The organism is Aequorivita sp. CIP111184, assembly GCF_900489465.1.
GTDB lineage: Bacteria > Bacteroidota > Bacteroidia > Flavobacteriales > Flavobacteriaceae > Aequorivita.
Window position 1 is genome coordinate 131,308 of record NZ_UEFQ01000013.1, and the last position, 20,345, is coordinate 151,652.

At 36.3% G+C, this 20,345-nt stretch carries 19 protein-coding genes; 7 read left to right on the plus strand and 12 right to left on the minus strand.

The features are described from left to right. Position 1: 1 nt before the first annotated feature. Both AEQU1_RS00705 and trmB read right to left on the minus strand, forming a co-directional pair. Positions 2-628, minus strand: coding sequence for a lysine transporter LysE (locus AEQU1_RS00705; protein ID WP_111877982.1), 627 nt, complete (start codon positions 626-628; stop codon positions 2-4). A 38-nt stretch (positions 629-666) separates the two neighbouring features. After that, positions 667-1,341 (minus strand): tRNA (guanosine(46)-N7)-methyltransferase TrmB, encoded by a 675-nt coding sequence (gene trmB / locus AEQU1_RS00710; RefSeq protein WP_111877984.1) that lies wholly within the window; start codon positions 1,339-1,341, stop codon positions 667-669. Between the two features lie 66 nt (positions 1,342-1,407). Here trmB and AEQU1_RS00715 point away from each other — a divergent pair, with 66 nt between their 5' ends. Then, on the plus strand, positions 1,408-2,475 hold the full coding sequence (locus AEQU1_RS00715) for a glycosyltransferase (protein WP_111879011.1): 1,068 nt from the start codon (positions 1,408-1,410) through the stop codon (positions 2,473-2,475). On the opposite strand, the gene AEQU1_RS00720 is transcribed toward AEQU1_RS00715, so the two are convergent. Beyond that, positions 2,449-3,486: a cell wall metabolism sensor histidine kinase WalK gene (locus AEQU1_RS00720; RefSeq protein ID WP_111877986.1), complete on the minus strand. Its 1,038-nt coding sequence runs from the start codon at positions 3,484-3,486 to the stop codon at positions 2,449-2,451. The genes AEQU1_RS00715 and AEQU1_RS00720 overlap by 27 nt on opposite strands. A gap of 6 nt (positions 3,487-3,492) precedes the next feature. Then, positions 3,493-4,173: a response regulator transcription factor gene (locus tag AEQU1_RS00725; RefSeq protein ID WP_111877987.1), complete on the minus strand. Its 681-nt coding sequence runs from the start codon at positions 4,171-4,173 to the stop codon at positions 3,493-3,495. A gap of 228 nt (positions 4,174-4,401) precedes the next feature. Between AEQU1_RS00725 and AEQU1_RS00730 the strand changes: the two genes are divergently transcribed. After that, positions 4,402-5,223, plus strand: a complete 822-nt coding sequence (locus tag AEQU1_RS00730) for a T9SS type A sorting domain-containing protein (protein ID WP_111877989.1) — start codon at positions 4,402-4,404, stop codon at positions 5,221-5,223. 88 nt (positions 5,224-5,311) lie between these two features. After that, the gene (locus AEQU1_RS00735; RefSeq protein WP_111877990.1) at positions 5,312-6,286 is read left to right on the plus strand and encodes an acyl transferase; all 975 of its coding nucleotides are present in this window, start codon (positions 5,312-5,314) and stop codon (positions 6,284-6,286) included. 167 nt (positions 6,287-6,453) lie between these two features. Here the strand turns inward: AEQU1_RS00735 and tyrS are convergent, their stop codons facing one another. After that, a complete protein-coding gene (gene tyrS, locus AEQU1_RS00740; RefSeq protein WP_111877992.1) occupies positions 6,454-7,752 on the minus strand; it encodes a tyrosine--tRNA ligase in 1,299 nt (432 codons plus the stop codon). Positions 7,753-7,870: 118 nt separating this feature from the next. Between tyrS and AEQU1_RS00745 the strand changes: the two genes are divergently transcribed. Further along, positions 7,871-8,881, plus strand: a complete 1,011-nt coding sequence (locus tag AEQU1_RS00745; RefSeq protein ID WP_111877994.1) for an NAD-dependent epimerase/dehydratase family protein — start codon at positions 7,871-7,873, stop codon at positions 8,879-8,881. Here AEQU1_RS00745 and AEQU1_RS00750 read toward each other — a convergent pair. Genes AEQU1_RS00750 through AEQU1_RS00760 form a run of 3 tightly spaced genes read right to left on the minus strand, consistent with a single transcriptional unit; the run spans position 8,873 to position 11,374 of the window. Beyond that, positions 8,873-9,304 (minus strand): DUF4296 domain-containing protein, encoded by a 432-nt coding sequence (locus AEQU1_RS00750; protein WP_111877995.1) that lies wholly within the window; start codon positions 9,302-9,304, stop codon positions 8,873-8,875. The two genes, AEQU1_RS00745 and AEQU1_RS00750, sit on opposite strands and share 9 nt — an antisense overlap. Continuing rightward, a complete protein-coding gene (locus tag AEQU1_RS00755; protein ID WP_111879013.1) occupies positions 9,304-10,644 on the minus strand; it encodes a dihydroorotase in 1,341 nt (446 codons plus the stop codon). Before AEQU1_RS00755 ends, AEQU1_RS00750 begins: the two co-directional genes overlap by 1 nt. Next, positions 10,625-11,374: a polyprenol monophosphomannose synthase gene (locus tag AEQU1_RS00760; protein WP_111877996.1), complete on the minus strand. Its 750-nt coding sequence runs from the start codon at positions 11,372-11,374 to the stop codon at positions 10,625-10,627. Before AEQU1_RS00760 ends, AEQU1_RS00755 begins: the two co-directional genes overlap by 20 nt. Positions 11,375-11,488: 114 nt before the next feature. Between AEQU1_RS00760 and AEQU1_RS00765 the strand changes: the two genes are divergently transcribed. Together AEQU1_RS00765 and AEQU1_RS00770 are read left to right on the plus strand one after the other, a co-directional pair. Further along, positions 11,489-12,142, plus strand: coding sequence for a DUF4271 domain-containing protein (locus AEQU1_RS00765; RefSeq protein WP_181566681.1), 654 nt, complete (start codon positions 11,489-11,491; stop codon positions 12,140-12,142). A 32-nt stretch (positions 12,143-12,174) separates the two neighbouring features. After that, positions 12,175-12,924: a uroporphyrinogen-III synthase gene (locus tag AEQU1_RS00770; protein WP_111877999.1), complete on the plus strand. Its 750-nt coding sequence runs from the start codon at positions 12,175-12,177 to the stop codon at positions 12,922-12,924. Positions 12,925-12,994: 70 nt separating this feature from the next. Here AEQU1_RS00770 and pckA read toward each other — a convergent pair whose 3' ends face one another. Beyond that, positions 12,995-14,596: a phosphoenolpyruvate carboxykinase (ATP) gene (pckA, locus tag AEQU1_RS00775; RefSeq protein ID WP_111878001.1), complete on the minus strand. Its 1,602-nt coding sequence runs from the start codon at positions 14,594-14,596 to the stop codon at positions 12,995-12,997. A gap of 68 nt (positions 14,597-14,664) precedes the next feature. Further along, complete coding sequence (locus AEQU1_RS00780) at positions 14,665-15,063, minus strand: DUF423 domain-containing protein (RefSeq protein ID WP_111878002.1); 399 nt, start codon at positions 15,061-15,063, stop codon at positions 14,665-14,667. Positions 15,064-15,133: 70 nt separating this feature from the next. Here AEQU1_RS00780 and AEQU1_RS00785 point away from each other — a divergent pair, with 70 nt between their 5' ends. After that, positions 15,134-16,507, plus strand: coding sequence for a saccharopine dehydrogenase family protein (locus AEQU1_RS00785; RefSeq protein WP_111878004.1), 1,374 nt, complete (start codon positions 15,134-15,136; stop codon positions 16,505-16,507). 85 nt (positions 16,508-16,592) lie between these two features. On the opposite strand, the gene AEQU1_RS00790 is transcribed toward AEQU1_RS00785, so the two are convergent. Both AEQU1_RS00790 and AEQU1_RS00795 read right to left on the minus strand, forming a co-directional pair. Beyond that, positions 16,593-17,288 (minus strand): zinc metallopeptidase, encoded by a 696-nt coding sequence (locus tag AEQU1_RS00790; protein ID WP_111878005.1) that lies wholly within the window; start codon positions 17,286-17,288, stop codon positions 16,593-16,595. A 55-nt stretch (positions 17,289-17,343) separates the two neighbouring features. Continuing rightward, positions 17,344-20,292, minus strand: a complete 2,949-nt coding sequence (locus AEQU1_RS00795) for a leucine--tRNA ligase (RefSeq protein WP_111878007.1) — start codon at positions 20,290-20,292, stop codon at positions 17,344-17,346. Between the last annotated feature and the right edge of the window lie 53 nt (positions 20,293-20,345).

Sequence of the window (20,345 nt, forward strand, 5' to 3'; positions counted from 1 at the left end):
TTTAAAATTCCCTTACAATTTTTAAAAAGGTGATAATTGAAATCAGAGCCGTAACAAGACCGATTACATAATTCATATTTATTTTGAGCCTACGTTCGTTTTCTTTAGGTCTAAAAAACTGAACATATAAAGCTAAACTGGCAAACGTGCCAATTCCAGATGCGAGCACAGCAATCCACAGTACGGAATGCGAAAAAGAAAACCACCCAAATACAGAAAAAGTAATACTAATGTACACCCAATAGGGCAACGGCAACAAGTTTAACATGGCAATAAAAATTCCAGAAAAGAAACGGTTGGTTTTGGAACGTGTGTGACGATCACGCACTTCTCTGCGAGTATCCTTTGCAATAAAAATAAAATAGATTGTAAGGCTTATAAAAATACCCAGTGCCACTTTTTGAAGTAGATTGACAATCTCTGGGTGCATTTCAATATAACGGGCAAAGAGTAAAGCCACATACGTTTGAAACATCACAGTAATACAGACACCCCCTGAAAAAAGAAGGCCTTTTTTCCTTCCTTCCTTCATGCTTATTTTGGCAGCATACATATTTATTAAACCAGGTGGAAGAACACCAACAAACGAACCAAGAAAGCCTACAATTAAGTTGTAAAATAGTGCCATTTAAAGCATTAGTTTTTGTGAATATACTGAATTTATACCTAATTGAATTTAAACCGGATATAGGTTATTTTTTTTCCTGTTTCAAGGTATTGATTTTCATAAAAGGTTTGAATATTGGTTGCCGCCTCCGGAGCGCCTTGGCTCCCGTAAATATCGTGATGTGCATATTCAATGGTTTCGCCCAAACCATGAAGCAAACCAAGGGTATACCCATGCATAAATTCGCTATCCGTTTTTAGGTGAACAACTCCATCAGGCTTAAGAATTTTTTTGTATTTCTGAAGAAAATCCGCATTGGTCAAACGATGCTTCGTGCGCTTAAATTTTATCTGTGGGTCCGGAAAGGTTATCCAAATTTCATCCACTTCGTTTTCATCAAAAATATGATCCACAAGTTCAATTTGGGTTCGCAGAAAACCTACATTTTGAAGATTCTCTTCCAAAGCAATTTTTGCTCCGCGCCAGAAACGGGCACCTTTGATGTCAATTCCCAAGAAATTCATTTCTGGAAATTTTTTTGCGAGATTCACTGAATATTCTCCTTTTCCACAACCCAATTCCAACACTAATGGATTGTTGTTTTTAAAGAAATTTTTGCGCCAATTCCCTTTTAGTTTTAGAGAATCATTTATCACCTCTTCGCGCGATGGCTGAACTACATTTGAAAAAGTTTCGTTTTCCCTAAAACGTTTTAATTTGTTTTTACTACCCAAAATTTTAATTTTTTGGTAAAATTAAGGAAATATAACACCGCGGCAATTATTGCTACCTTTGTTTTTATGCCTAAAAAAAAAACAATCTTGGTTGCGCCACTACATTGGGGGCTTGGTCATGCTACCCGTTGCATACCAATTATAAAGGCATTGCTAGATCACGATTTTGAAGTTTTGTTAGCTTCAGACGGATCTGCGCTATTATTACTCCAGAAAGAGTTTCCACAATTGGAATCTATTGAACTTCCTTCGTACAATATTGAATATCCGAAGAAAGGAAGCCATTTTAAGTGGAAAATTTTGATGAAACTTCCTCAAATAAAAAAAACGATGGATGCAGAAAAAAGCATCATAAAACAACTTGTTAAGGCAGGAAAAATCCAGGGAATTATTAGCGATAATAGATTTGGAGTGAGAAATAAGGCTATCCCTTCTGTTTTTATAACACATCAGTTAAACGTATTAACAGGTAGTACTACAATTGCTACAAGTAAAATACATCAAAACATTATTAAAAAATTTGATGCTTGTTGGGTTCCCGACGTGCAAGACTCAATACTAAACCTCAGCGGAAAATTGGGGCATTTAAAGCGCGAAGAATTCCCTATAATCTATATAGACGTTTTAAGCCGAATGAAAAAAAAGGTAGTTCCAAAAACTACAGATATTTTGGTTTTGCTTTCAGGTCCAGAGCCACAGCGAACAATTTTGGAAGAAATCTTGAAAGATTCATTAAAAAATATTGAAAAAAGTATTTTAATAGTCCGCGGAAAAGTTGAAAAAGAACAAATCTGGGAAGATTATGAAACTATAAAAATGGTGAATTTTATGGCAAGCGAAGAACTTGAAAACGCCATAAATGCAAGTGAAATTGTTATTTCCCGCTCCGGTTATACAACTATTATGGATTTGACGGTACTTGAAAAGAAAGCTTTTTTCATTCCAACTCCAGGACAATATGAACAAGAATATTTAGCAAAACGCCTTAAAGATTTAGGAATTGTTCCATCCTGTAAACAGAAGAAGTTTAAACCAGAAAAGCTCAACAAAATTTCGCTTTATAAAGGCTTGAAATCTTTATCGCATCCAGCTACTAATTTTTCGGAATTATTTACCCTTTTCGAGCGTAAATGAAAACTCGGAACCTATGCCGAATTGGCTTTCTACATATATTTTTTCATTATGGGCCTCCACAATATGTTTCACAATTGAAAGTCCTAATCCGCTTCCACCTTCCTTTCGGGAACCGCTTTTATCTACCCTGAAAAAACGTTCAAAAATACGCGTTAAATATTCCTTTGCAATCCCTTCACCATTATCTGTAACACGCACTAATACTTTATTTTTTATAATATTTTCAATACTAACCTCTGTAGTCCCGTCCTGTTTTCCGTATTTCAATGAGTTCACGAGCAAGTTAGTTAGAACCTGCTCAATGCGTTCTCTGTCTGCATAAACAAGAATACTTTCTGTATATTCTTTATCGAAAACCAATGATATATTTTTTTTGGCTGCTTTCATTTCAAGCAAATCAAAAACATTTTGAACCTGTTCAATTATGTTGAAATTTTCTTTGCTAAGAACAAGTCCACCCACTTCTAATTTGGTAATCATATCCAAATCTTTAATAATATAGATAAGCCTTTCAACTCCTTTATTGGCACGCTGTAAATATTTTTTTCGAACTTTTTTATCTTTCATTGCGCCATCCAGCAACGTTAAAATATAGCCTTGTACAGTGAAAAGTGGAGTTTTCAGTTCGTGTGAAATATTTCCCATAAATTCCTTACGATAATTTTCACGAACGTTCAAAGTTTCAATCTCAAGCTTTTTAACGTTTACGTAATTCTCAACTTCGCGAGTAAGAACTTCCATATCTGTCGTGATAGAAGGTTTAGGAAAATCCTTTTCATTAAGGATGCGAACGTCGTTGTATATTTTTTTTATTCTGAAGTAAATAAATTTTTCAACTCGATACTGAACTATTAAAAACGAAACCAGAAAAGAAACTAAAAAGAAAAGCAGTAACCAAGCAGAAAGGAATTTGAAGAAAACATACAAAAAAATGCCCATAGACACTGTTGAAAATAGGGCAATCAGCAGTGCCGTTAAAGCAGCAAAATTATATCTTTTAGAAAACGTCATAGACTGCTAAAGTACAAACTTATAGCCTACGCCCTTAACGGTCTTAAATTTATCATCCCCAATTTTTTCCCGTAGCTTTCTAATATGAACGTCTATTGTGCGGCCTCCAACAATAACTTCGTTACCCCAAATGCTGTCCAAAATATCTTCACGTTTAAAAACTTTTCCAGGTTTTGAAGCAAGTAGGGCCAAAAGTTCAAATTCCTTTCGCGGCAGAACCATTTCTTCTTTACCGAGCACAATTTTATATTCCTCTCGGTTAATAGTCAAGTTGCCGAGCTTTATATTTTCGTCCTCTTCTTCTTCTTTAAATCTACGAAGCAATGCTTTTACTTTGCTTACAAGTACTTTTGGCTTGATGGGTTTTGTAATATAATCATCTGCACCAGCTTCAAAACCTGCCATTTGAGAATAGTCTTCACCACGTGCGGTTAAAAAAGTAATTACCGTTTCAGAGAGTTCAGGAATGTTTCTTATTTTCTCACAGGCCTCAATTCCGTCCATTTTTGGCATCATCACATCCATAATGATTAATTGTGGCTTCACTTTTTTTGCTTGCGCGATAGCTTCTAAACCATTTTCAGCAGTTTCAATGGTGTATCCTTCCGCAGTAAGATTGTATCGGACAATTTCAAGAATATCCGGTTCATCATCGACCAATAGTATTGTAATATCCTTTTTTTTCATATTAAATTTTCATCTTTTTTAATAGTTCAAAGATACTATTATTTAAACTCAGGAAATGTTTAGCACACTTATTGTTAATGTTATAGTAACGCTTTAATAATATTGAAACTCACGACCAATTACATCAATTTTAGATGTAAAGCACGTCAATAAATATACTTGAAATTATATTTTTAAAGCTAAAAAATATTTTTTAACTTTAAATAGATATCTTAAAAACAGGAGGTTATGAAAAAAATTACATTTATTGCAAGCTTACTGTTCTATACTATTTCTTTTTCACAAATACATATAAATGAAGTGGATGTGGATCAAACCGGAACCGATGTTTCGGAATTTGTTGAAATTCTATCAGATTCACCAAATTTTTCACTTGAAGGTTACATTGTGGTTTTCTACAATGGTTCAGACGACGAAAGCTACAAAAGGGTAGATTTAACAGGCTATGTTACAGATTCGGAAGGGTTTTTTATTATTGGTAGTAGTGCAACGCCAGGAGTTGACATTTCTATTGGAACCAGCAATACCATACAAAACGGACCAGATGCCATTGCTATTTACCAAGATGAAGTAAGCAATTTTCCAAACGGTACCCCAGTAACAAACGTCAATCTGATTGATGCTATTGTTTATGGAACTAATGATGACGATGATCCTGAACTTTTAGCAGGACTAGATCAAACCGTTCAATACGATGAAGATCTGAATGGAAACAAGGATACAGAATCCATACAAAGTGATGGGGCTGGAGGTTTTTGTGTTATCGCCCCAACCTTGCGGGCTACAAATGCCTGCATTTTAAGCGTTGGCGAATCAAAGGCTGATGTTTTCAAAATTTATCCAAACCCTGCATCGAATGGTTATTTATATATAAATTCTAAACTGAGCGGAGTTAAGAATGTTTCAATTTTTGACGTACTTGGAAAACAAGTTTTAAAGACTGTACTAAATGGGGATAGACTAGACGTTTCATCATTAAAAAGCGGTGTTTATATTTTAAAAATTGAGCAGGAAAGAACTTCCTCAACCAAAAAAATGGTTCTAAAGTAATATTTTTTTTTATTCAATTTTAAGGCTCCTGTTACAACAGGAGCTTTTTATTTAACTATTTTTGAACCGAATTTTAGGGTACTTAAATATGCTTGAAAAAGACATTTTCAATATTAATTCTTCCAAAGATTTTGAGCTCCTGGCGATTGAGGTATTTCAATTTCAATATGAAAATGTTACTGTTTACAGAAACTTCTGCAATCTTTTACACATAAAGCCTTCTGCAGTAAAATATATTGAACAAATCCCTTTTCTTCCCATCCAATTTTTTAAAAGCCATAAAATAATTGCTAATAATTTAGAGGATGAAACAATCTTTACAAGTAGCGGAACAACGGGGAGCATTACAAGCAAACACTACGTTTCTGACTTAAGCATTTACGAAAAAAGTTTCCAAAAAGCCTTTGAGAAAGAATACGGCAATCCCGAAAATTTTACAATTTTAGCACTGCTACCCTCTTACTTAGAACGGGAAGGCTCTTCGCTTATTTATATGTTTGAAAATTTAATCGAAAAGAGCAATAATATTAATAGTGGTTTTTACTTACACGAAATAGATGCGCTAATTAATATGCTGGACCTTTTAGAGGAAAAAGGACAAAAATCAATTCTTATTGGGGTTTCTTATGCGCTTCTCGATCTAATTGAAAAAAGAAAATTTCAATTAAAAAACACAATCGTGATGGAAACCGGTGGAATGAAAGGCCGAAGAAAAGAAATGATAAAAGAGGAACTTCACGAAATTTTAAAAAAAGGTTTCGGTGTAAGCAAAATTCACAGCGAATATGGGATGACTGAATTGCTTTCGCAAGCCTATTCTTCCGGTGACGGAAACTTCAATTGCCCTCCTTGGATGAAAATTTTAACTCGAGACACCGAAGATGCCCTTTCTTATACCTTTGAAAAAACCGGAGGAATAAATGTTATTGATTTGGCCAATCTCAATTCCTGTGCTTTTATTGCTACCCAAGATCTAGGGAAAACCTTCTCAGATGGTTCTTTCGAGGTTATAGGCCGTTTTGACGCTAGTGATATTCGCGGTTGCAATTTGATGGTTTTATAGGGAAATGTTTAACATAAACCCCTGAAATTCAGTGTAAGTTTTTGAATAATCCTGCGACCAAATTAATGTGAAAAAGTGATGATTTTTCATAATTTGGTTGGTTAGTTAATTGAGAAATCCCCGTGCAAACTTTGCCGGGGATTTTTTCATGAAATAAAACTGGTAAATTAAACTACTTTTATAATGAAGTAATTTTTCTTTCCACGTTGCAGCAATACGAATTGCCCATTAATCAAATCGGTTTCAGAAACAGAAAAGTCATCTGAAACCTTTTCTTTATTTACGGAAATAGAATTTTCTTTTAAAGCCCTTCGTGCTTCGCCATTAGACTTTAAAAACCCTGTTTTTTCAGCTAAAGCCCCAATGATATCAATTCCGCTTTTTATTTCCTCTTTTGAAATTTCCGCTTGTGGCACACCATCAAAAACATCGAGAAATGTTTTTTCATCCAGCATTTTTAAATCTTCGGAAGTTGAATTTCCAAACAAAATTTCTGAAGCTTTTACAGCTTTTTCATATTCTTCAGCACTGTGAACAGTTGTGGTAACTTCCTGCGCCAATCGCTTTTGGAGTAAACGCATATGGGGTGCTTCTTTGTGTTCGGCAACCAACTCATCTATGGTGTCCTTATCCAAAAAGGTAAAAATCTTTATATATTTTTCGGCATCGTCATCGCTGGTGTTCAACCAATATTGGTAGAATTTATACGGGGAAGTTCTGTTGGCATCCAACCAAATATTTCCCCCTTCACTCTTCCCGAACTTACTCCCATCGCTTTTTGTAATTAATGGACAAGTTAACGCATAGCCTTTTCCGCCTGCAATTCTTCTCACTAACTCAGTTCCCGTTGTAATATTTCCCCATTGATCACTGCCCCCCATTTGGAGCGTACAATTCATATTTCTGTATAAATGGAGAAAATCATAACCTTGAATCAATTGATACGTAAATTCAGTAAAAGAAAGGCCGTCCGCACTTTCACCACTCAATCGGGTTTTCACAGAATCTTTCGCCATCATATAATTTACGGTAATGTGTTTTCCCACGTTTCTAATAAAATCAAGAAACGAAAATTCTTTCATCCAATCGTAATTATTAACTAATACAGCCTGATTTTCAGCACCCGAAGAAAAATCCAAAAATTGAGAAAGTTGGTTTTTTACACATTCCTGATTGTGGCGCAAAGCAGCTTCATCAAGCAAATTTCGCTCAGCACTTTTCCCTGAAGGATCTCCAATCATTCCCGTGGCTCCACCAACCAAAGCAATGGGTTTATGGCCACAGCGTTGATAGAAAGACAAAAGCATAATAGGAACCAAATTACCGATGTGCAGAGAATCTGCAGTTGGGTCAAACCCCACATACGCAGCGCGCATTGTTTCCATAAGATGTGTTTCAGTCTCTGGCATTACATCGTGTATCATGCCTCGCCATTGTAGTTCTTCAACGAAATTTTTCAGCTTCATTATTTAAATTTTGTGCAAAGATAGGGTTCTCGTTTTATAATTCAGAATGCAGCATTAAGAATTGGCAAGCATCTATTATCAATTCTAATTTCTTAATAAAAAAAAGTATTTTCGCTTTATGATATTAGTAACAGGCGGCACAGGTTTGGTTGGTTCTCATTTGCTTTATTTTCTTTTAAAGGAAAAAGTACCGGTACGCGCAATTCATAGAAATAGCAGCGATATAGCCGCTGTTAAAAAAGTTTTTGCGTTGTACACTTCCGAGGTGGATTCTCTTTACAATAAAATTGAATGGGTTGAAGCTAATATTACAGATATTCCTGCATTAACAGTCGCTTTTAAAAACATTACAAAAGTTTACCATTGTGCTGCATTTGTAAGTTTTGATCCTTCAAAATACAAAGTACTTAAAAAAGCAAATGTAGAGGGTACAGCGAATATTGTAAATCTTTGCCTTGAGAACAAGATAGAGAAAATTTGTTATGTAAGTTCCGTAGCCACTTTTGGAAGCGCGTTAAACAAAGAATTAATTACCGAAAAAACCCAGTGGAATCCGGATGAAAAAAACAGCGTATATGCCATTACAAAATTCGGTGCCGAAATGGAAGTTTGGCGTGGAACGCAGGAAGGTTTGGACGCGGTAATTGTGAATCCGGGTGTTATTTTGGGAAATTCCCCTGATACCGGTAGCAGTCAAGTATTCATTAAATTGAGCTCAAGCGGAATCCCTTTTTACCCATCGGGGGGAATGGGGGTTGTAGACGTTCAAGATGTAGTAAAAGCAATGATTTTGCTGATGGATTCTTCAACAAAAAACGAACAATTTATCTTAGTGAGTGAAAACGTTACTTACAAGGAATTGCTTTCAAAATGGGCGCCATTATTTGGTAAAAAACCTCCGTCGAAAAAGCTATCAAAAACTATTATGTTTTTTCTAAGCAATGCAGAGTGGTTGTTAAGCAAAATTTTTGGAAAAAAGAGAACGTTGTTTAAAGCCACAGTACGCTCTATGTTCAAAATATCACGCTATGATGCTTCCAAAGTAAAAAGCAACTTAGGTTTTCAGTTTAAGCCTTTAGAAGTAACGCTGGAAAGAATAACAAAAGAAACTAAGAAAATATCAGATTAGGCTATCTTTTACTGACTCGGTCTTTAATTTGATAGTGTCACTTTTCTTGCTGATACTGTCTTTTAGTTCAATTTCGACTTCGCGAATACTATCCATCTTTTTCTGCATTCCGGTAAGTCTTCCTTCTACTTTTTGAAAAATATCCATATATACATTTACGTCTGCAGCATAAAAATCATTGCTTTTTGCAAATTGAATACTGTCTACATCAAAATTTTTATAAATCAGCGAATCCATTTTAATTCCTTTTGAAATAATGGATTTGTTATCTACACTTCTTGCGGCATTTGCCAGATAAGCCTCAGTAAGCATATCAATCATTTTATCTTTTGAGATAAGATTTTTGGGTTTTTCGGGTTGTTTTACATCTTGACAACCAAAAAACCCTAACATGAAAACTAAAATGATTATCCAATGCTTCATTATCTATTAAAGGTAAGTCTTTCAGGATTGCTTTTATTTGGGAATTTAGTGTTTTCATAAACTACAATTCCGTTTACCAGCGTATGTGTAATGCGAGATTTAAAAATTGCACCTTCAAAAGGCGACCATCCGCATTTGTAAAGTAGATTCTCCTTTTTTACAGTCCAAGGCGAATTAAGATCAACCAAAACCAAATCTGCCTTATATCCTTTTCGAATATACCCGCGTTCCTTTATTTGAAATAATATAGCGGGATTGTGGGCGGTTTTCTCAACAATTTTTTCCAATGAAATTTTTCCTCTGTGATACAACTCCAAAAGCGCAACCAACGCGTGCTGCACTAAAGGTCCGCCAGAGGGAGCGTCCAAATATTTATTATTTTTTTCTTCCAAAGTGTGCGGCGCATGGTCTGTGGCAATCACGTCTATGCGGTCATCCAGCAAAGCTTTCAACAGACCATCTCTGTCTTTTTCAGTTTTTACTGCGGGGTTCCATTTTATTTTGGTTCCTTTTGTTTTATAATCTTCATCGGTAAACCACAAATGATGAATGCAAACTTCTGCCGTAATTTTCTTTTCTGAAAGTGGTTTTTTATTGCTGAAAAGATGCGTTTCCTTCTCTGTTGAAAGATGAAAAACGTGAAGTCGTGCTCCGGTCTTTTGGGCAAGTTTTATTGCTCTTGAGGAAGAAATATAACACGCCTCTTCACTTCTTATTTTTGGGTGAAGTTCTATAGGAATGTCTTCGCCATACTCCGCTTTATATTTTTCTAAATTCGCTTTAATTGTGGTCTCATCTTCACAATGAGCAGAGATAAGCAATTTCGTTTTGCTGAATATCTCTTCCAAAATCTTTGGGTCGTCCACCAACATATTTCCTGTGGAAGAACCTAGGAATAATTTTAGTCCAGCTACTTTTTGCGGATCAACTTTTAAAATTTCTTCAAGATTATCATTGGTGCCACCAAACATAAAAGAATAATTTGCCCAAGAAGTTTTGGAGGCAATCTCAAATTTTTCTTCCAGTAATTCAATCGTTGTTGCCTGCGGCACAGTGTTTGGCATTTCAATAAACGAAGTGATTCCACCGGCAACCGCAGCTTTTGATTCGGTTTCAATGTTTGCCTTGTGTGTCAATCCCGGTTCCCGGAAATGTACTTGATCGTCGATCATTCCAGGCAATAAATAACTTCCATCTGCATCAATAACTTTCGTTTCGGCAGATTTCATACTTATGGTTTCAGAAATTTCTACAATACGCCCGTCCTGAACTAGCACGTCGCCTTTAAAAATTTCTCCCTCATTTACAATATTCGCATTCTTAATTAAAACTGCCTTCATTAAATCTTTTTCTGTTAAATACACTATTAAATTTCATTGCTATTACGCCAAAAATCGCTTCGGAAATAATTCCCGAGCTCATTTTCGATTCTCCCTTGGTGCGGTCCGTAAAAATTACTGGCACCTCTTTTATCTTAAATTTACTAATATGCGCTTTAAACTTCATTTCTATCTGAAAAGCGTAGCCCACAAAACGAATGTTGTCCAAATTTATTTTCTGAAGAACACTTCTTCGGTAACAAATAAATCCAGCAGTGGTGTCATAAATATCAACACCCATCACAAATTGAACATATTTTGAGGCTAACCAAGACATTAAAACCCTGCTCATAGGCCAGTTTACAACATTTACACCTTTCACATATCTTGAACCAATAGCAATATCGTTTCCATCTTTGTGGCAGGCATTAAACAATCTGATCAAATCATTTGGATTATGCGAAAAATCGGCATCCATTTCAAAAATATAATCATATCCATTTTCTAGAGCCCATTTAAAACCAGCAATATATGCTGTTCCCAATCCTTTCTTTTCAGCTCTTTTCAGCAAAAAAAGCTTTTGGGGATAGGTTTTGAAATTGGCTTCAACCGCTTGTGCAGTGCCATCAGGAGAATTGTCATCAACGACTAAAATATGAAACTCACGCTGCAATGAAAAAACAGTTCGCAAGAGTCGCTCTATATTTTCAATTTCATTGTAGGTTGGCACCACCACTACTGCCTTGGACATACTCCTATTTTAGCGCAAATGTACCTTTTTTTGAACAAATAAATGTGAAGTAAAATCTAATTGATGGCGCATAGAGAAAATTTATTTTGCTGTACCTTTACAAAAAAATTGAAGGTGGATTTTAACGAAAGACTTATAGATTCAACCGATTGGGCCGCCTATATGCTTTTGGCATGCTTCGTTCTTTTTGCGCTCTCCAAATATTATTACCCCAAAAGATTCCACGAATTTTCCATGTTGCCCATAACCAACCAGTACTTTTTTGTACACGGAAAAAATGACGAGATAAACCATCCTTTCAATGTTATGCTTTTTGCTGCGCAGGTAATCTGTGTTTCGGTATTTTTTTATTTACTTTTTAAGATTTTTAACCCAATTGAAGTTCAAAAAAACCAATGGCTTTTTCTTCAAATCTGTACTGCTTATTCTGTTTTTGTACTCATAAAATTTTCTTTGGAAAAAATTATTGGAAATATATTTTCTTTAGATGAAATAATTAACAATTATCTGTACCAAAAACTTAGCTACAGAAACTTTTTGGCAATTCTATTGTTTATTGCCAATCTTTTCTTATTATATATTTATCAACCACAACCTCAGGCAATGCTTGTTTTTTGTGGCATCATTGTAACATTGAATGCTATTGCACTGCTTTACAGTTATAAGAAAAACGGAAAATTGATATTTCGTAATTTCTTCTATTTTATTTCGTATCTTTGCGCACTTGAAATTTCACCCTATATTATTCTCTATAAAACGTTTGTTTAAAGAGAAAATATTTAAAAAAATCAGGAACATCTATGAAAGTGAAAACTATTTTGGTTTCCCAACCAGAGCCTAAAATTGAAAATTCTCCTTATTTCGATTTAATTGAAAAACAAAAGGTAAAAATAGATTTCCGCCCTTTCATTCACGTAGAAGGAGTATCAGGCAAGGATGTGCGATCCCAAAAAGTTGATCTTACAAAATATTCTGCTATTATTCTAACCAGCCGAAATTCTGTTGACCATTATTTCCGCATTGCAGAAGAGCTTCGTTTTAAAGTTCCAGACACAATGAAATATTTTTGTTTGAGTGAAGCTGTTGCTTACTACCTTCAAAAATATGTGGTTTACAGAAAGCGAAAAATTTATGTAGGGAAAAGAACTTTTCCTGAACTTGCCCCATTAATTAAAAAATACAAAAACGAAAAATTTCTACTTCCAACTTCAGATAAACTGAAGCCTGAAGTGCCCCTTGTTCTTAACGAACTGAAAGTAGATTGGAAAGAAGCTACTTTTTACAAAACAGTAATTAGTGATCTTTCAGATTTACGCAATGTTTATTATGACATTTTGGTGTTTTTTAGCCCTAGCGGAATTGAGTCTTTATTTGAAAACTTTCCAGATTTCGATCAAAAGGATACGCGAATAGCCGTATTTGGAAACACCACCGTAAAAGCAGCTACCGAGCAAGGTTTACGAGTGGATATTCAAGCCCCAACTCCCGAGGCTCCTTCAATGACAATGGCTTTAGAAAAATACATCAAAGAGGTTAACAACAAAAAATAAACTTCATTAATTGCAATTAAAAAAGGCTTGCCAATTGGCAAGCCTTTTTATTTTTAATTTATTTCAAAAACTATTCTGAAACAGGAGCTCCCGAAAGAATTTCTTCATTTGCGTAAGCTTCAAACTTTTTAAAGTTTTCCTTAAATGAATTTGATAGTTCAAAAGCTTGAATATCATAAGCTTTTTTATTTTTCCAAGTGTCTTTTGGGTTTAGTACCTCTGTAGGAACATCTGGACAAGATTTTGGCATCATCAAGTTAAAAATTGGATGTTTTTCAAATTCCACATCTTTTAACTTTCCTTCCAATGCTGCAGCAATCATTGCACGGGTGTATTTCAGTTTCATTCGGTTTCCAACACCATAAGGACCCCCGGTCCATCCTGTATTTATCAACCAAACATTCACGCCAGCATCTTTCATCTTTTTGCTTAACATTTCAGCATATTCTGTTGGATGAAGCGGCATAAATGGAGCTCCAAAACAAGCTGAAAAGTTAGGCGTTGGTTCATTAATACCTTCTTCAGTACCAGCAACTTTTGCGGTATAACCGCTAATAAAATGATAAGCAGCCTGCCCTGGAGTTAATTTTGAGATAGGAGGCAAAACACCAAAAGCATCTGCAGTTAAAAAGAAGATATTCTTTGGGTTGTGACCAATAGAGGGCACTTGAATATTTTTAATATGGTAAATAGGGTAACTTACACGTGTATTTTGGGTTATGGAAGTATCTGCAAAATCTACTTCACCATTTTTGTCCATCACTACATTTTCAAGAATTGCCCCTGGTTTTATAGCGTTAAATATATCTGGCTCGTGTTCTTCAGTAAGGTTTATTACCTTAGCATAGCAGCCGCCTTCAAAATTAAATATTGTATTATCTGGTGTCCAACCGTGTTCATCATCACCTATCAATTTTCGTTTTGGATCTGCGGAAAGTGTAGTTTTTCCAGTTCCCGATAGTCCAAAGAAAATTGCAGTTTCGCCATCATCTCCAACGTTTGCCGAGCAGTGCATTGGCATTGTATTTTTATATACCGGTAAGATAAAATTTAGTGCGGAAAAAATTCCTTTTTTAATTTCACCCGTATAACCAGTTCCGCCAATTAGTGCAATCTTTTTTGTGAAGTTAAGAATCGCAAAATTATGCTGGCGCGTTCCGTCTACTTCTGGATTTGCAATAAATCCAGGAGCATTTACAATAAGCCACTCAGGATCAAAACTTGTTAATTCTTCATCGGTTGGGCGAAGAAACATATTATGGGCAAACATATTAGACCAAGGGGTCTCAGTTATTGCCCGAATGTTCAGTTTGTATTTTTCATCAGCACAAGCATAACAATCACGCACATAAATTTCTTTCTCAGAAAGATAATCCATTACTTTATCATAAAGCGCATCAAACATATTGGGCGGAAAAGGAATATTTATATTTCCCCACCAAACTTTATCGCGAGTAACATCATCTTTTACGATAAATCTATCTTTTGGGGACCTTCCTGTAAATTCTCCAGTGTCTATAGCAAGAGCGCCGCTGGCGGCCTCTTTTCCTTGGCCTTTTTGTAAAGTTTCTTCGTGAAGTTTTTCTGAAGAAAGTTGATAATTAACTTTTGCATTCTTGATTCCGTATTTGTCAACCGAAATCGATTTTGTAGTTTGGTTATTACCCACCATAACTTGTTTTTGTTTTGTAGGTTACAAAAATAACAAATCTTGGACAGACTTCGGAATTTAAAAAGAAATTATCTCTTCTTTAACGAAAGTAATCCGTAAGCCAGCAAAAACCAGCCCATTATAAAAAATAAACCTCCCAAAGGTGTTATGAATCCTATGACAGAAGTATCAAAAGGAAGGATGGAATTCATAGATAGTAAATAGATAGAACCTGAAAAAAACAAGATCCCAGTTATAAAAAGCCAAAAAATCTTTTGTTTTAAGCTCTTGGAAATTGAAGGCACAACTCCCAAAAGTAAAATTCCAAAAGCATGATATATCTGGTATCGAACACCTACTTCAAAAGTATTTAGCGAATTAGCGTCCAGCATTTCTTTTAGACCATGTGCTCCAAATGCCCCAATTGCAATTGTTGCTGCCATAATAAATGCTCCCGTTGCAGCTATATTTTTATCAAAAACCGTCATTTTTAAAAGGTAGAATTAGTAATTTCGTCATTTATAAATATATCTTCAAAGTTAACAAAAAACTCTCCCAATGAGAAACATATTAATTATAGGTGCAGGAAGATCTGCAACAAGTTTAATCCGCTATTTACTTGACAAAAGTGAAGAAGAAGAACTTTTCATCACCATCGGCGATATCTCCATACAATCGGCACAAAAATTTACCACCGGACACAACAATGCACGCGGAATTATGCTCGACGTTTTTAACGATGTGCAACGAAAAGAAGCAGTTGAAAATAGCGATTTGGTAATCTCGATGCTCCCAGCCAGATATCATATTGAAGTGGCCCGAGATTGTATCGAGTTTGGAAAACATATGGTAACTGCGTCTTATGTAAGCAAGGAAATGCAAGCACTTAACCACAAAGCCGAATCAAAAGGGTTGGTCTTTATGAATGAAATAGGTTTAGACCCAGGAATAGACCATATGAGCGCAATGCAAGTGATAGACAGAATTCGAGCAAAAGGTGGCAAAATGCTACTTTTTGAATCTTTCTGTGGTGGCTTGATTGCTCCCGAAAGTGACGACAATCTTTGGAATTATAAATTCACCTGGAATCCACGTAACGTTGTGTTAGCTGGACAAGGCGGCGCTGCCGAATTTATACAGGAAGGAAAGTTTAAATACATTCCTTATCACAGACTTTTCCGAAGAACAGAATTTATCAATATTGAAGGCTATGGCAAATTTGAAGTCTTAGCCAATAGAAATTCCTTACAATATCAATCTGTTTACGGACTTGAAAATATCCTTACGCTTTACCGCGGAACCATCCGAAGAGTTGGCTTTAGCAAAGCTTGGAATATGTTTGTTCAATTAGGAATGACAGATGACACCTATACAATTCCAGATTCAGAAAATCTGACCTACCGTGAGTTTGTAAACTTATTTTTAGCTTATTCGCCCACAGATACCGTAGAGCTTAAACTTCGCTACGCATTAAAAATAGATCAAGACGATTTGATGTGGGAAAAATTGGAGGAATTAGATGTCTTCAATAGTGAAAAAACTATTGGTATCAAGAACGCAACACCCGCTATGGCACTCCAAAAAATATTGGAGGAAAAATGGACCTTGGCACCAGAGGATAAAGATATGATTGTGATGTACCACAAATTCGGTTATGAATTAGATGGTAAAAAACACCAAATTGATAGCCATATGGCCTTGATTGGCGAAGACCAAACCCACACGGCAATGGCGAAAACAGTAGGGTTACCGGTGGCAATTGCCGCAGTAAAAATTCTAAATGGCGAAATTAGCACACCCGGAGTTCAACGCCCTATTGCTAAAGAGGTTTATGAACCAATCTTAAAAGAACTAGAAGAAAATGGCATAATTTTCAGAGAAGAAGAAGTGAAGTATTTGGGCTATAATCCTGACAATCTCCATCTTGGTTAATTATAGAGAATAAAAAAACCCGCAAATTTGCGGGTTTTTTTTATTTCAAAAATCAACAATCGTCAATCTAATATCATAAATCCTTTTATCGTCTTCCCATAAAAATGGAGATGAAATAAAGTAAGGTTGCCAATGAGCCAAGCGCTGCAACCACATAGGTTCTAGCCGCCCATTTTAAGGCATCTTTTGCTCCGTCGTGTTCCTGTGGCGTTACCATTTTACTGCTTTCTAACCACGCTAATGCACGATTACTCGCATCATATTCCACTGGTAATGTTATAAAGGCAAAAACAGTTGTTGCCGCAAAAAGGATTATTCCTATAAAAAATACAACATTTCCCAACGCGCCCATAATATTCATCGCTGTCATTATCAAACCAGCCATAATCACAAAGTTGGATAATTTACTAGCAACTCCAACCGCGGGAACGATAGCCGAACGCATTTTTAACCAACTATACGCAGTGGCGTGTTGCACGGCGTGTCCGCATTCGTGAGCGGCAACAGCTGCGGCTGCGGCATTACGCTGCATATATACGCCCTCACTTAAATTTACGGTTTTGTCTGCTGGATTGTAATGATCTGTCAATTTACCAGCTACTGAAACCACTTTTACATCGGTGATTCCATTATCTGCCAACATTTTTTCGGCAATTTCTTTTCCGCTCATTCCATTTTGAAGATGGACTTGCGAATATTCTTTAAACTTACTTTTCAATTTGTTGCTAACGTACCAACTTACCAAAAAGAAGATCCCTGCAATTATATAATATCCAAACATTTTTATTTCGTTTTTAAATTCTTACTTCAAATTTAATCAAAAAGCGTGCTAATTTTTAGCCTACAATATTCACGATTTTTCCAGGTACAATAATTACCTTTTTTGGAGTTCTTCCCTCTAAATACTGGGCTGTTTTCTCATGTGCCATTACGGCAGATTCTATTTCCTCTTTGCTTAAATCCAACGGTAACTCCAATGTGAAACGCATTTTTCCGTTAAAGGAAATTGGATATTCCTTACTGCTTTCCACCAAATATTTCTGTTCAAATTTTGGGAAAGGTGCGGTTGAAATACTTTCCGAATGTCCTAATTTATTCCAAAGCTCCTCGGAAATGTGTGGCGCGTAAGGAGAAATAAGAATTGCCAACGGTTCCAAAACTTCTCTTGAATTGCAATTTTGAGAAATAAGCTCGTTTACCGCAATCATAAAAGACGAAACCGAAGTATTAAAGCTGAAATGCTCAATATCTTCCTGCGTTTTTTTAATGGTTTTGTGAAGCGTTTTCAAACTGTCTTTTGAAGCCGAATCATCCGAAACGTAAAAACTTTCATTTTCACCCGAATGATACAATTTCCAAAGTTTTTTTAGGAAGCCGTGCACGCCAGTAATTCCGGCGGTATTCCAAGGTTTTGCCTGCTCCAACGGACCGAGGAACATTTCATACATTCTTAAAGTATCCGCTCCGTATTGGCTGCAAATATCATCGGGGTTTACCACGTTGTATTTGCTTTTGGACATTTTTTCTACTTCGCGAGAAACTTTGAAACTCCCATCTTCTTCAGTTATAAATTCTGCAATTTTATAATCTTCCCGCCAGTTTTTGAATTCTTCAATATTTAATTCATTTGAATTGTTTACAAAGGCAACATCCGTATGTAAATCCAAAGTTCCCATCGTAACTTGAATTTTTCTGTTTTCACCTAAATATTTATCAAATAATTTTGAAAACTTAAATTCATAGTCCACGATGCTCTTCTCTTCTTCCTTGGCTTTACTTTCTTTTAAAAACTTTTTATTAGAGATGAAAATTGGAGGTACTTCAGAATTATTGTAATTAAGTTTTCTGACAAAAGCACTCTCCCCCAAAATCATCCCTTGGTTTATCAGCTTTTTAAAAGGTTCTTCCACAGGAACCAATCCACGGTCGTGCATAAATTTCACCCAAAAACGGCTGTACAATAAATGTCCAGTTGCGTGTTCGCTTCCGCCAATGTATAAATCCACATTTTTCCAATAGTTCAATGCTTTTTTTGATGCAAAAACTTCGTCGCGCTTTTCACTTTCCATATATCGGAAAAAATACCAACTGCTTCCCGCCCAACCCGGCATTGTGTTCAATTCCAAAGGAAAAACGGTTTCGTAATCAATCAACTGACAACTAACAACTGACAACTGTTTTTCGTCCCAAGCCCAATCATCGGCACGACCCAAAGGCGGCTCGCCTTCTTCGGTGGGAAGGTATTTTTCAACTTCGGGAAGACGCAATGGCAAACATTCGGTTGGAATTGGGTGCGGCATTCCGTCTTTGTAATAAATCGGGAAGGGTTCGCCCCAATACCGCTGGCGACTAAAAACAGCATCGCGCAAACGGTAGTTTATTTTGCCTTCGCCAACGCCTTTTTCTTCCAAAGCAGCGATTATTTTTTCCGTTGCTTGTTGATAATTTAAATCATTTAAAAAATCGCTATTGGTAATAATTGTATTTTCCTTGTCGGAATAGGCTTCCTCAGAAATATCGGCATCCTTAAATATATTCGGAATCGGTAAATTGAAATGTTTTGCAAAATCATAATCGCGCTGATCGCCACAGGGAACGCTCATTACGGCACCCGTTCCGTAGCCAGCCAAAACGTAATCACCAATCCAAACTGGAATTGCTTCACCCGAAAAAGGATGTTCAGCATAAGCTCCTGTGAAAACGCCGGTAATGGTTTTTACATCTGCCATTCGTTCGCGCTCGCTTCGTTTTGCGGTGGCTTCAATATAATTTTCAACAGCTTCCTTTTGTTCAGCAGTCGTAATTTTTGACACCAAATCGTGCTCTGGCGCCAAGGTCATAAAACTTACACCGAAGATAGTATCGGGGCGCGTTGTAAAAACGTCAATTTTGGCGTCGTGATCTTTTATATTAAAAGTTACACTTGACCCTTTCGAACGACCAATCCAATTGGTTTGTGAATCCTTCAACGGTTGCGGCCAGTCTATATTGTCAAGTCCGTCAAGCAAACGTTGGGCGTAAGCAGTAATTCGCATACTCCACTGTTTCATCTTTTTTCGAACCACGGGATAGCCGCCACGTTCGGAAACGCCATTTACAATTTCGTCATTCGCCAAAACTGTACCTAGTTGCGGACACCAGTTTACTTCGGTTTCAGCCAAATAGGTCAATCTATATTTTAAAAGAATTTCCTGTTTTTTGGTTTCTGAAAAATCAAGCCATTCCGAAGCGGTGAAATGTTCAATCCCTTCATCACAAACCGCGTTTACGTGAATATTTCCTTCGGATGAAAAAACAACACGCAATTCTTCAATCGCACGCGCTTTATTTTGGTCTTTATCATACCAGCTTTCAAAAAGTTGAATGAAAATCCACTGCGTCCATTTGTAATATTCAGGATTTGACGTACGAACTTCGCGGCTCCAATCAAATGAAAAACCTAGTTTGTCAAGTTGCTCACGGTAACGCGCAATGTTTTCTTCGGTAGTTTTTGCGGGATGTTGCCCGGTTTGAATTGCATATTGTTCTGCGGGAAGTCCGAAAGAATCATACCCCTGCGGATGCAAAACATTAAAACCTTGGTGGCGTTTATAGCGTGCATAAATATCACTGGCTATATACCCAAGCGGATGCCCAACGTGCAAACCCGCGCCGGAAGGATAGGGAAACATATCCAAAACGTAATATTTTGGTTTTTCGCTTTGGTTTTCGGCTTTAAAAGTTTGGTTTTCGGCCCAATGCTTTTGCCATTTTGCTTCTATTTCGTTGAAGTGATATTTGCTCATTATAATTTTTTTCTAAAAAAAGGAAGTTCCTTCGCCAAGGCTTCGGAACACGA

Coding starts and splice junctions, on each gene's coding strand:
- AEQU1_RS00735 (WP_111877990.1), top strand. CDS start 5,312: ATGCTTGAAAAAGACATTTTCAATATTAATTCTTCCAAAGATTTTGAG.
- AEQU1_RS00755 (WP_111879013.1), bottom strand. CDS start 10,644: ATGAAGGCAGTTTTAATTAAGAATGCGAATATTGTAAATGAGGGAGAA.
- AEQU1_RS00725 (WP_111877987.1), bottom strand. CDS start 4,173: ATGAAAAAAAAGGATATTACAATACTATTGGTCGATGATGAACCGGAT.
- AEQU1_RS00750 (WP_111877995.1), bottom strand. CDS start 9,304: ATGAAGCATTGGATAATCATTTTAGTTTTCATGTTAGGGTTTTTTGGT.
- AEQU1_RS00795 (WP_111878007.1), bottom strand. CDS start 20,292: ATGAGCAAATATCACTTCAACGAAATAGAAGCAAAATGGCAAAAGCAT.
- AEQU1_RS00785 (WP_111878004.1), top strand. CDS start 15,134: ATGAGAAACATATTAATTATAGGTGCAGGAAGATCTGCAACAAGTTTA.
- AEQU1_RS00720 (WP_111877986.1), bottom strand. CDS start 3,486: ATGACGTTTTCTAAAAGATATAATTTTGCTGCTTTAACGGCACTGCTG.
- pckA (WP_111878001.1), bottom strand. CDS start 14,596: ATGGTGGGTAATAACCAAACTACAAAATCGATTTCGGTTGACAAATAC.
- AEQU1_RS00745 (WP_111877994.1), top strand. CDS start 7,871: ATGATATTAGTAACAGGCGGCACAGGTTTGGTTGGTTCTCATTTGCTT.
- AEQU1_RS00790 (WP_111878005.1), bottom strand. CDS start 17,288: ATGTTTGGATATTATATAATTGCAGGGATCTTCTTTTTGGTAAGTTGG.
- AEQU1_RS00770 (WP_111877999.1), top strand. CDS start 12,175: ATGAAAGTGAAAACTATTTTGGTTTCCCAACCAGAGCCTAAAATTGAA.
- AEQU1_RS00705 (WP_111877982.1), bottom strand. CDS start 628: ATGGCACTATTTTACAACTTAATTGTAGGCTTTCTTGGTTCGTTTGTT.
- AEQU1_RS00715 (WP_111879011.1), top strand. CDS start 1,408: ATGCCTAAAAAAAAAACAATCTTGGTTGCGCCACTACATTGGGGGCTT.
- AEQU1_RS00780 (WP_111878002.1), bottom strand. CDS start 15,063: ATGACGGTTTTTGATAAAAATATAGCTGCAACGGGAGCATTTATTATG.
- tyrS (WP_111877992.1), bottom strand. CDS start 7,752: ATGAAGCTGAAAAATTTCGTTGAAGAACTACAATGGCGAGGCATGATA.
- AEQU1_RS00760 (WP_111877996.1), bottom strand. CDS start 11,374: ATGTCCAAGGCAGTAGTGGTGGTGCCAACCTACAATGAAATTGAAAAT.
- AEQU1_RS00730 (WP_111877989.1), top strand. CDS start 4,402: ATGAAAAAAATTACATTTATTGCAAGCTTACTGTTCTATACTATTTCT.